Below are 11,050 nucleotides of genomic sequence, written 5' to 3' on the forward strand. Positions count from 1 at the left end.
TCTACACCTCCTTCCGGTCTTCGTGGGGGGCAGGCCGCCCGGGAGCGGCCTCGAGGAACGGCAGATGGCCCGGCTGGTCGCCCAGCGTCGTGCCGAGGGCGAAGAGCACGCCCGCCGTCCCGGTCGCGAAATCCATGGAGAGGCGCAGCATCTGGTCGCCGGGGAAGGCCAGGCCTCCGCCGTACGGCAGCGCGTGCCATCTCAGGCCCTTGACGTGTTCGCGCGGGTCGCCCGTGCGGGCCGCGAGCATGCCCGCGCGCCCGGTGAACAGCCCGGACTGCACGAAGAAGCCGGCCTGCCCGGCCAGCCGCAGCTCGGCCAGGGCCGTGGCGAGCTCCTCGTCGTGCCGGTGCGCGAGATAGCGCTCCAGCACCAGGGCGATGCCGGCCGACCCCTCGTCCAGGTACGGCAGCAGCCGCCAGCCCTGGTTCACCTGGAGCGAGCCGTCCGCGGAGCGCCGGCAGCGCCGCAGGTCCTGCCGGAGCGCGGTCGCCGCCAGATCGAGCAGCGCCCCGTCCGCGGTGTGCTCGTACGCGTGCAGGAACAGCAGCGCGGGCCCCGACGAGCCGTACATGAGCCCGGCCTTGGGGTTGCTGCCGCCGCTGAGCTCGGGGACGGGGGCGGCGAGCCGTTCGGCGCAGATGTCCGCCGCGCGCAGGGCGAGGTCGGTGCGGCCGGAGCGCAGCAGGTTCAGCCCGATGCCGGACAGGCCGGAGAACAGCGCCGACTCCAGGCGCTCCCACTTCTCGCGCAGGCAGACCTCGATGAGGTCGTCGGCGTCCTGGTGGTGTCCGAGCAGGTCGAGCACGTACGCGATGCCGTGCAGCCCGTCGTACAGGCCGAGTCCCGAGCCCTGGACGGGGCGGCGCGCGTGCTCGCGTAACCAGCGCTCGTATGCGGGGAACGGCCCGAGTCCCGCCCGATGGAGCGCGAACAGCACGCCGGCCGCTCCGTAGGCCAGGTTGAACCCGCCGCCCGGCTGGAACTGGGCCACGTCGCCGGGGAAGAGCCGGTCGTCCCGCTCGGGGGTGGCGGCGGCCACGATGGCCCGGCACATCGCGTCGCGCAGCTCGGGCCAGCTCTCGGGCATGGTCACGGGCTCGCCGTCCGCGCCGACGGTCGCGACGGCCGCGTCCACCAGGTGCCCCGGCACGGGGAACGTCTCCTTGACGATCTCCCCCAGGTGGGCCGCCTTGGCGCGGTGCAGCGGCAGCATGATCGTGCACTGCGGCGCGAACAGGCCGAGGCGCAGGCAGGCCAGCGCGTACCTGTCCACGTCCACGCCCTGGCGGTCGGGGGGCGCGATGAAGGCGGGGTGCGCGAGCGCGGCGCGGCCGCCGTCCTCGGCGAGCGTGGCGACCTCGTAGTCGATCAGCGCCACCCGGCCGTCGGCGGTCAGCAGGATGTTGTCAGGGTGCAGGTCGCCGAAGACGACCCCGCGCTCGTGCAGCGACTCGACCGCCCGTTCCACGCTCTCCGACGTCTCGACCGCCCACGCGGTGTAGTCGGCGAGGTCCTGCTCGGTGCGGTCGGCGCGGGTCAGCGGGTAGCGGTGCACGAGGCGCCGCTGCAGCGGCGTGCCGTCCACGAACTCCTGCACGAGGAAGTGGTGCTCGCCCAGCGTGAAGTAGTCGAGCAGCGCGGGCGCGGCTGGCAGGCCCGACAGGCGCCGCAGGATGTCGCGCTCGTGCTCGAGCCGGGAGACGGCGTCGCGTCCTGCCGCGTCGAGCCCGGCGTGCGGCCTGGCCTCCTTGAGCACGACCTGCTCCCCTGTGCGGGTGTCCCGTGCCAGGTAGACGCCGCCGCCGTTGGAGAAGTGCAGCACTTTCTCGATCTCGTACGGCAGCCCGGTCGTGGTCACGGCGTTGCGCGCGGCCAGATGCGGCTCCAGGAACCCGGGCAGCGTCGTCCACGGCGGCACCGAGAACGTCGCGCCCCGCACGTCGGGCACGAGCCGCCCGTCGCCGTCCTCGAGGGCCAGCACGCGTTCGCCGGCCGCGGACAGGGTGTGCCGTTCGGCGAATCCGCCGTACCTGACGAACAGCGGGCCCGTGCCGTAACGCAGGTCGCTGAGGATGTACGGGCCCTTGACGTCCCGCAGCAGCTCGTCGAGCTCCTTGAGCACGAGCTCGAGCTGGCCCTCGTCCCTGGGGTAAACGGTGATCAGCTTGCCGCTGGACGCCCTGGAGGCGGCCTTGGAGTTGACCATGACGAGCACAGGAGTGCCGCGCAGGAACTTGAACGCGATCCCCCGCGGGACACAGTAATCCCATACGGCGGCAATGGCCTTCTCGGCGTCCTCCACGCGGGCGGACACGTGGATCTTCCAGCCCTGGGCGGGCAGGGGCGGTTCGTTGTCGGGGGCGTAATAGCACCACGTGTCGGTCAGTGCGTTCGACCAGCCGGCGGGAACGGGCTCACGCAAAAGGGGAAAGTCGGCGTCTTCGGCCGTGCTGTGTTCGAGAGTGTCGTAGAAACACGGATCCACAAGGCAGTACAGCTCGTACTTGTCCATCTGGCGCCGACCTCCAAGGCGTTGTCCTTTGAGATTGCCGCCATGATGCGATTTGGTCTAGTTACACACGACATCGAGTAAATGTGCTTATTGAATTTGCTTTTGTGTGTTTTTCACAATGTATTGAGTGGCATTAATGATCGAGTGGGACATACGCGTTGAAGGTGAACATTCCTGGTCTGGATGACGTGGTCTCCAGCCAGCCGCCGAGGCTCGAGACGCGTTCGGCGAGGTTCAGCAGGCCCTGTCCCCTGTCCCATGGGCGGCGCGGGGGGCGTACCCCGTCGTTCCTGATCGTCAGGCGGACGAGCCTGTCGCGTTCCAAAAGCTGGATGGAGCATTCGCGGGCCTCGGCGTGCCTGAGCACGTTCGTCACGCCCTCTCTCAGGGCGTGCGTGAGCGCCTCCTCGACGTCGCCCGGGAGGTCGCGGCAGGACACCTTGATCTGGCAGCGGACCCGTACGGACTCCAGGAGCGAGCGCGCGGAGCCCAGCTCCGCCGCCAGGGAGGAGCTGCGCAGGCCGTGGGCGACCGCTCTGACGTCGGCGGACAGGTTGCGCAGCAGCTCCAGCGTCTCCCTCGCCTCGTCCCCGGCCCGCTTGTCGTCCTCGTCCACGAGGCGCTGCACGAGCTGCGCCTTCAGCACGAGCACGGTGAGCCGGTGGCCGACCAGGTCGTGCAGGTCGCGGGTGAAGCGGCGGCGCTCCAGGGCGACGGTCTTGCGCATGACGTCGGTGCGCGCCTCGGTCAGGCACCTGACCCGCTTGGCCAGCTCCACCATCGTGTACTCGACGACACCGAGCAAGGGGGCGGCGAGCACCCACGCGGTGTCGATCATCGCCCTGTCGGGTGCGGCAAGCAGCACCGGGCCGCAGGCCAGGGCCAGCAGCACCAGCACGACCGACCGGATCCGGGCCGCCATCACGAGCAGCGCGCCCGACAGCAGGGCGAACACCGGCGTCCACGCCGCCCCGAACACCGCCAGCGGCAGATACGTCAGCCACGCCTGCACGGCCACGATCCACCACGCGCCCGCACGGCGTACCGGCGTCTCCGTGACGACCCTGACGTGCAGCGCCAGCAGGACGAGCAGCGTCACGCCGCCCGCGACCCCCGCGCCCGACCGCACCAGCCCCACCAGGACCGGCGTCGCCAGCGCGGCGAGACCCGCCGCCAGCGCGAGCCCGCCTAACAAGCCGGGACTCCTGAGTTTGGAACGTGCCCATGACACGAGCCTGCGACCTGTGTCTTTCACCCCACCCCCGATACGCGGTTGGATCGACGGAACCGGCCGTGTCGTGATAGCCCCCGCCATTGCCTCGCTCCTCCTAATCGACCTGATCGAGCTCCGCCTTGTAAAGGTCATCGGCGCTTTGGATACCCATGACTTCCCGTCGGCGCCCCTGCTAACCAGACCGATCTGCTGTGTTTCCGGCCCCTGCCGGACCCCGGCCCGCGGCTCCCGGCCGGAGCCCCTGATTAACCGGACCAATCGCCCCCGTATGGTGGGCGGTATGGAATACGCAAGGCTTGGTAACACCGGTTTGAAGGTCTCCCGCATCTGCCTGGGCATGATGAGCTACGGCGATCCCGCCAAGCAGGAGTGGGCGCTGCCGCTCGACGAGGCGGAGCCGATCATCCGCAGGGCCGCCGACGCCGGCGTGACGTTCTTCGACACCGCCGACGTCTACAGCCGTGGCGCGAGCGAAGTGGTGACCGGCGAGGCGCTGCGCGCGATCTTCCCCCGGCGCGAGGACTACGTGCTGGCCACCAAGGTGTATTTCCCCATGGACAGGGGCGCCAACGACAGGGGCCTGTCACGTAAGCACATCCACGCCGCCATCGACGCCTCGCTGCAGCGCCTCGGCACCGACCACGTGGACCTCTACCAGATCCACCGGTGGGACGACGAGACGCCCATCGAGGAGACCATGGAGGCGCTGCACGACGTGGTCAAGGCCGGCAAGGCCCGCTACATCGGCGCTTCGACCATGTGGGCCTGGCAGTTCTCCAAGGCCCAGCACGTGGCCGAGCAGAACGGCTGGACGAAGTTCGTCTCGATGCAGAACCACTACAACCTCCTCTACCGGGAGGAGGAGCGCGAGATGCTGCCGCTCTGCGCCGACCAGGGCGTGGGCGTGATCCCGTGGAGCCCGCTGGCGCGCGGGGTGCTGGCCAGGGCGGGCTCGTCGGCCACGACCGCGCGGACGGGCTCCGACGAGCGCATCGACTTCCTGTACGACCCGGAGAACGACAAGGCGATCCTCGACCGGGTGGCGCAGGTGGCCAAGGAGCGCGACCTGCCTGCCGCCCAGGTCGCGCTGGCCTGGCTGCTCCACCAGCCGACCGTGACCGCGCCGATCGTGGGGGCCACCAAGGACCGGCACGTCGACGACGCGGTGGCGGCCGTGTCGGTGACGCTGACGGAGTCGGAGCTGACCTTCCTCGGCGAGTCGTACCGCCCCCGGGAAGTGCGCTTCTAGCGATGCCCTGATCGCCTTGCGGCGGTTCCCGGATTGTCGGCCCGACCTTCTAGGGTGTGGGGCATGCGGGCAAACGAGCAGGCGGCGGCGGCGCTGCAGGAATACGCGGAGCTCTTCGCGCTCTGCGGCGGCGACGCCTTCCGGGTGCGCAGCTACCAGAAGGCGGCCAAGGCCATCGCCGGGTTCCCCGAGGACATCTCGGTGGTCGACGTGCGCGGCGTCCCCGGCGTCGGCGAGGCGATCGCCAAGAAGATGGAGGAGTTCCTGCAGCGCGGGAGCTTCCGGCAGCTCGACGACCTGCGGGGGCGGGTGCCCGAGGGCGTGCGCAGGCTGACGCGGGTGCCGTCGCTCGGCCCCAAGACGGCGATCATGCTGTTCGAGGACTTCGGCATCGACTCCACCGCGTCGCTGAGCGAGGCGATCACCTCGGGCCGCCTCGACGGCGTCAAGGGCCTCGGCCCGAAGACGCTGGCAAACCTGCTCAAGGGCATCGAGCAGCTCGAGCAGTCGGGCCGCCGCGTCCACATCGGCGTCGCCATGTCGCTGGCCGAGCAGGTGATGGCCTCGCTGGAGGCCGAGCGCATCGCGTACGCGGGCTCGCTGCGGCGGATGAAGGACACCATCGGCGACATCGACATCCTCGCGGTCGCGCCCGAGTCCATCATGGCCGGCTTCCGCGCCCAGCCCTACGTCGCCGAGGTCATCGCGGCCGGCGACAAGAAGACCTCGATCCGCACGACCTCCGGCATCCAGGTGGACCTGCGCGTGGTGCCCGCCGAGTCGTGGGGCGCGGCGATGCAGTACTTCACGGGCTCCAAGGAGCACAACGTCGCCATCAGGGAGATGGCGGTGAAGAAGGGCTGGAAGCTGTCGGAGTACGGCCTGTTCGAGGGCGAGCGGGTGATCGCCGCCGCCTCGGAGGAGGACATCTACGCCGCGCTCGGCATGCAGTACGTGCCGCCGCCGATGCGCGAGGACGGCGGCGAGGTCAAGGCGGCGCTCCGCGGCGAGCTGCCGGAGCCGGTGCGGCTGGAGGATCTGAAGGGCGACCTGCACACCCACACCGACCTGACCGACGGCGTCGCCTCACTGGAGGACATGGTGGCGGCCGGGCACGCCCGCGGCTACGCGTACTACGCGGTCACCGACCACGCCCCCGACCTGGCGATGCAGCGGATGACCCTGGACAAGGCGCTGGAGCAGCGGGAGCGGGTGGCCCAGCTCCAAGAGAAATATCCCGACATGCGCCTCCTGCACGGCACGGAGCTCAACATCGCCCCCGACGGGTCGGTCGACTGGCCCGAGGAGATCCTCGCCGGGTTCGACGTGTGTGTGGCCTCGGTGCACTCCCATTTCGGGATGTCGCGCGACGAGATGACCCGGCGCTTCATCGCCGCCTGCGAAAACCCGTACGTGGACATCATCGGGCATCCGACCACCCGCAAGATCGGCAAGCGGCCGGCCGTCGACGCCGACTGGGACGCCGTGTTCCGCGCGGCCGCCCGCACGGGCACGGCCATGGAGATCGACTCCTTCCCCGACCGCTCCGACCTGCCGTCTGATCTGGTGCGGCTGGCCAAGCACCATGGGGTGAAGTTCTCGATCGACAGCGACTCGCACGCGGTCCCGCACCTGGCCAACCAGCGGTTCGGGGTGGGGATCGCGCAGCGGGCGTGGCTGACCACGGACGACGTCATCAACACCTGGCCGCTGGACCGGCTCCTGGCGTTCCTCGGCCGCTGACACCCGCCGGGCGCGCGCCTCGACAGCCCCGGGTGCCATCGGTCGAGCGGTCTCCCGCCCCCTGCGCGTAGGACGCCGGCGCCACGCACCAGCCGCTTGCTCGCGCGGAACAATCACTCCCCCTGTCAGGGGATCTTGCCATCGCCCGCTTCGGGGAGGGTCCTCGACAGGTTCCCCCGTCCGTGGGATCCGCGCGCAAGCGGACGGCGGAAGGATCGCCGGTGTCAGAGGTCGGTGCGGGAAAGGCGGGGTCACGGTGACGCGGGTGCCATCAGAGGAGAAGGCGCGGCCGTCCGCCGCGATCGTCGGTGCCCGGTGGAGCGTCGCACGCAGAGCAGCCGGCTACACGGCCGCGCTCACGATGTCGCTCTATCTGGTGGTCAAGGTCATCTGGGTCGTGGCCGCGTTGACCGGGCACGGGCCGTCGGACGTCGGCACCGCCGGCTGGGTCGGGCTCAACGCCGTCACGGTGGGGATGTCGGCGGCCGGGGTCGCGCTGGGACTGGCGCTGGCACAGCGGTGGGGGCGGCGGCTGCCCGCCCTTCCCGTGATCTTCCTCTCCTGGGTGGGCGCCGGCTTCCTGGTCCCGATGCTCCCGTACATGGTGATCAGCACGGTCCTCGACGCGTCCGGCGTCAACCGGGGCACCGGCGAGTCCGGTGGCGCCGAGTCGGCGCCCGGCTGGGAGATGGTCTTCATCGGCATCGGCTTCGCCGGGATGGCGGCGGGGCTGGCCGTCGCCCTTCCGATCTACCTGAGGGAGAGGTGGCCGAGTCATTTCCTGGGGCGGATCGGACAGATCCGGCCTCACGTCCCACGCTGGGCGCGGCCGGCGATGCTCGTGGCCGTGATGCTGGGCCTGCTCTGGCTGTACTGGGGGTTCGGCGGGACGGTCGGCCTGGACCCCGCTCATCTCGCTCATCGGGATCTCAACGGGCGGCTGTTGAACGGGAACGCGGGACTGTGGGCCCTGATCGGCGGCTGGAGCATGCTGGTGCTCGGCCGTCGCCGCCCCGCCCGGCTGCCGCTGTGGGTCCCGATGACGCTGGTGTTCGCGGCGTCGGGGTCGCTGTTCGCCTGGAGCTGCTGGAAGCTTCCGCTGGCCGTCTTCCGGCCCTGGGACTACGTACCGGCCGAACATCCCGTCGTCGCGGTGATCGAGCACGCTCTGAGCATCGGCACGGGCCTGGCCCTCCTGGTCGCCGCCATCAAGCTCCCCGGTCCAGAGAGACACAGGTCACATTCGGGGAGTGTTATGTCTTTGCCGGATCGCGTGTCTTGGGGGGTGAAACAGCAAGACAGCAGAGAGAACGGAAAGACATCATGAGCAAGGTCTGGTTCGTCACCGGTTCGTCGCGCGGCCTCGGCCGCGAGTTCGTCGAGGCCGCCCTGTCCCGGGGCGACAAGGTGGCCGCGAGCGCCCGGAACATCGCAAGCCTTGACGACCTGGTCGCCGCCCATGGCGACGCTGTGCTCCCCCTGGAGATGGACGTGGCCGACAAGGCCGCCGTCTTCGAGAGCGTGAAGCGGGCCAAGGAGCACTTCGGCCGTCTGGACGTCATCGTGAACAACGCCGGCTACGCCCAGATCGGCGCGATCGAGGAGCTGACCGAGCAGGACCTGCGCGACCAGATGGAGACCAACCTGTTCGGCGCGGTGTGGGTGGTCCAGGCCGCGCTGCCCTACCTGCGCGAGCAGCGCTCGGGGCACATCATCCAGCTGTCCTCGGCTGCCGGGGTCATCGCCATGCCGCTCGGCGGCGCGTACCACGCCTCCAAGTGGGCCCTCGAGGGCCTGAACGAAGCCCTCGCCGGCGAGGTCGCCGAGTTCGGTGTCAAGGTGACCATCATCGAGCCCGGCGGCTTCGCCACCAGGGACGGCAAGAACCCGGATCCGCTCGCCAACGGCCACGTGGCTCAGCCCGACCCGGCCTACGACGGCCTTCGCCGACGCCTCGGCGCGGTGGCCGGAAAGCAGCCCGCCGGCGACCCGGCCGCCGCGGCCCAGGCACTCCTCAAGCTGGTCGACTCCGACAACCCGCCCCTGCGGGTGCTGTTCGGCCAGGGCTTCTACCCGATGATCCAGCAGGCCTACGCCGACCGGCTCAAGACCTGGGCCGACTGGCAGGATCTCTCGGCGGAGGCTCAAGGCAAGCTCGGTGCAGAAGCTCGGTGACCCTCTGACTGCATGAGCGGTCGAATGGCCGCCGGCGAAGTACAGCCACGAAGGAGAAGGACCGAGACATGGGCGACCACGCCACCAACGCGGCGACCGAGAGCTTCCTCGCCCACCGCAACCTGCTCTTCACCGTCGCATACGAGATGCTCGGATCGGCGGCCGACGCCGAAGACGTCCTCCAGGAAACCTGGCTGCGATGGATCAAGGCCGACATGGAGCAGGTGCTCGACCAGCGCGCCTACCTGATCCGGATCACCACGCGGCAGTCGCTCAACCGCCTGCGCAGCATGAAGAGCCGCAAGGAGGCGTATGTCGGCCCCTGGCTGCCCGAGCCGCTGCTCACCGCGCCGGATGTGGCGGACAACGTCGAGCTTGCCGAAAGCGTGTCGATGGCGCTCATGCTCGTCCTCGAGACGCTGTCGCCGACCGAGCGCGCCGTCTTCGTGCTGCGCGAGGTCTTCGATGTCGGCTACGACGAGATCGCGGCCGCCGTCGGCAAGAGCCCCGCGGCCGTCCGCCAGATCGCGTACCGCGCCCGCCAGCACGTCGAAGCCCGCCGCCCTCGCGAGGCCGTCTCTTCCGGAGAGACCCGGGCGGCTCTGGAGTCGTTCCAGCGCGCGCTCGAATCCGGGGACCTGCAGGGCCTGCTTGACGTGCTCGCCCCTGAGGTCGTTCTGGTGAGCGACGGCGGCGGCGTCAAGCAGGCCGCGCCGCGGCCCATCATCAGCGCCGACAAGGTGGCCCGCTTCATCGTCGGTGGCATCGGCAAGGCCGAGGTCACGCTCACCGGTGACTTCACCGTGGTCAACGGCAGCCCGGGGCTCCTCCTCCGCGTGGACGGCCAGATCGACGGCGTCATCGCGATCCGTGTCGAGGACGCCCGCATCGCCGGCCTCTACTACGTCCGCAACCCGGAGAAGCTGACCCGCATCGGATCCGAGACCCCGCTCACCCTGCGATGAATACCGAGGGCGCAACAGCGTCCGGCTCTGCCCCCGAAGAGCCCCGAACATCCTCAGCCAGATCTCTTACTGGAAGGTCTTCATGACGAAGAGCGTCGCCGACGAACTCGCCGGCCTGGAGCTGCCGGTCGAGCGTGGCTGCCCGTTCGCCCCGCCCACCGAGTACGAGCGACTGCGCGAGCAGGCGCCCATCAGCAAGGTCCGCCTGATGAACGGCGGCGAGGTGTGGTGGGTGTCCGGGCATGCGGAAGCCCGTGCCATCCTCGCCGACCGCCGCTTCTCCTCCGACCGACGCAAGGACGGCTTCCCGGTCTTCAATGTCGATGCGGCGACCCTGCAGCAGCTCCGCAGCCGGCCGCCGCTGATGGTCGGCATGGACGGCGCGGAACACGCCGCGGCCCGGCGTCCGGTGATCAGCGAGTTCACCGTGAAGCGGCTGGCCTCGCTGCGCCCGCGGATCCAGGCCATCGTCGACCGGTTCATCGACGACATGCTCGCCACCGACCAGCACCCCGTCGACCTGGTGCAGGCGCTGTCCCTGCCGGTGCCCTCGCTGGTGATCAGCGAACTGCTCGGCGTGCCCTACACCGACCACGACTTCTTCCAGAGCCGCACCACCGTGGCAGTGCGCCGGACCTCCTCGCCGCAGGAGCGGCAGCGGGCCTTCGCCGAGATCCACGCCTACCTCGACGACCTGATCACCGGCAAGGAGTCCGAACCCGGTGACGACCTGTTCAGCCGGCAGATCGTCCGGCAGCGCCAGGAGGGCACCCTCGATCACGCGGGCCTGGTGAGCATGGCCTTCCTGCTGCTGACCGCCGGGCACGAGACCACGGCGAACATGATCTCGCTCGGCGTGCTCGGGCTGCTCAACCACCCGGACCAACTGGCCCTGATCACCGCCGACCCAGGCCGGACCCCCATGGCCGTGGAGGAGCTGCTGCGCTACTTCACCATCACCGACGCGGTCGCCTCCCGGGTGGCCACCGAGGACGTGCAGATCGGCGGGGTGAGCATCAAGGCCGGCGAGGGTGTCGTCGTCTCGAGCCTGTCGGCCAACTGGGACCCCTCGGTGTTCACCGACCCGGACGTCTTGGATGTCGAGCGCGGGGCCCGCCACCACCTCGCCTTCGGATTCGGCCCGCACCAGTGCCTCGGCCAGAACCTGG

8 protein-coding genes are annotated in these 11,050 nt (G+C 70.1%); 6 read left to right on the forward strand and 2 right to left on the reverse strand.

Features of this window, described 5'->3' with window-relative positions; genetic code table 11:
* Nucleotide 1: 1 nt before the first annotated feature.
* Together lanKC and AB0J64_RS48570 are read right to left on the reverse strand one after the other, a co-directional pair.
* A complete protein-coding gene (lanKC, locus tag AB0J64_RS48565) occupies nucleotides 2–2,515 on the reverse strand; it encodes a class III lanthionine synthetase LanKC (RefSeq protein ID WP_364043273.1) in 2,514 nt (837 codons plus the stop codon).
* Between the two features lie 133 nt (nucleotides 2,516–2,648).
* Entirely contained in the window at nucleotides 2,649–3,710 is a 1,062-nt protein-coding gene (locus AB0J64_RS48570) for a histidine kinase (RefSeq protein WP_364043275.1), read from the reverse strand.
* Nucleotides 3,711–4,029: 319 nt separating this feature from the next.
* Here AB0J64_RS48570 and AB0J64_RS48575 point away from each other — a divergent pair, with 319 nt between their 5' ends.
* The 6 genes from AB0J64_RS48575 to AB0J64_RS48600 all read left to right on the forward strand — a co-directional run.
* Nucleotides 4,030–4,998: an aldo/keto reductase gene (locus AB0J64_RS48575; RefSeq protein WP_364043277.1), complete on the forward strand. Its 969-nt coding sequence runs from the start codon at nucleotides 4,030–4,032 to the stop codon at nucleotides 4,996–4,998.
* A 63-nt stretch (nucleotides 4,999–5,061) separates the two neighbouring features.
* Nucleotides 5,062–6,741: a DNA polymerase/3'-5' exonuclease PolX gene (polX, locus tag AB0J64_RS48580; RefSeq protein WP_364043279.1), complete on the forward strand. Its 1,680-nt coding sequence runs from the start codon at nucleotides 5,062–5,064 to the stop codon at nucleotides 6,739–6,741.
* Between the two features lie 265 nt (nucleotides 6,742–7,006).
* Nucleotides 7,007–8,068: a hypothetical protein gene (locus AB0J64_RS48585; RefSeq protein WP_364043281.1), complete on the forward strand. Its 1,062-nt coding sequence runs from the start codon at nucleotides 7,007–7,009 to the stop codon at nucleotides 8,066–8,068.
* A complete protein-coding gene (locus tag AB0J64_RS48590; RefSeq protein WP_364043283.1) occupies nucleotides 8,065–8,916 on the forward strand; it encodes an SDR family NAD(P)-dependent oxidoreductase in 852 nt (283 codons plus the stop codon). The genes AB0J64_RS48585 and AB0J64_RS48590 overlap by 4 nt, the downstream gene beginning before the upstream one ends.
* A 68-nt stretch (nucleotides 8,917–8,984) precedes the next feature.
* Complete coding sequence (locus tag AB0J64_RS48595; RefSeq protein ID WP_364043285.1) at nucleotides 8,985–9,881, forward strand: RNA polymerase sigma-70 factor; 897 nt, start codon at nucleotides 8,985–8,987, stop codon at nucleotides 9,879–9,881.
* An 82-nt stretch (nucleotides 9,882–9,963) separates the two neighbouring features.
* Nucleotides 9,964–11,050, forward strand: a 1,087-nt coding sequence (locus AB0J64_RS48600; RefSeq protein ID WP_364043287.1) for a cytochrome P450, incomplete at its 3' end; no start/stop codon positions are given.

This window comes from Nonomuraea sp. NPDC049695 (assembly GCF_040674955.1).
Taxonomy (GTDB): domain Bacteria; phylum Actinomycetota; class Actinomycetes; order Streptosporangiales; family Streptosporangiaceae; genus Nonomuraea; species Nonomuraea helvata.

Bases quoted from the DNA above. Each gene is read 5' to 3' on its own strand.
- lanKC (WP_364043273.1), bottom strand. From the start codon at position 2,515: ATGGACAAGTACGAGCTGTACTGCCTTGTGGATCCGTGTTTCTACGAC.
- AB0J64_RS48575 (WP_364043277.1), top strand. From the start codon at position 4,030: ATGGAATACGCAAGGCTTGGTAACACCGGTTTGAAGGTCTCCCGCATC.
- polX (WP_364043279.1), top strand. From the start codon at position 5,062: ATGCGGGCAAACGAGCAGGCGGCGGCGGCGCTGCAGGAATACGCGGAG.
- AB0J64_RS48590 (WP_364043283.1), top strand. From the start codon at position 8,065: ATGAGCAAGGTCTGGTTCGTCACCGGTTCGTCGCGCGGCCTCGGCCGC.
- AB0J64_RS48595 (WP_364043285.1), top strand. From the start codon at position 8,985: ATGGGCGACCACGCCACCAACGCGGCGACCGAGAGCTTCCTCGCCCAC.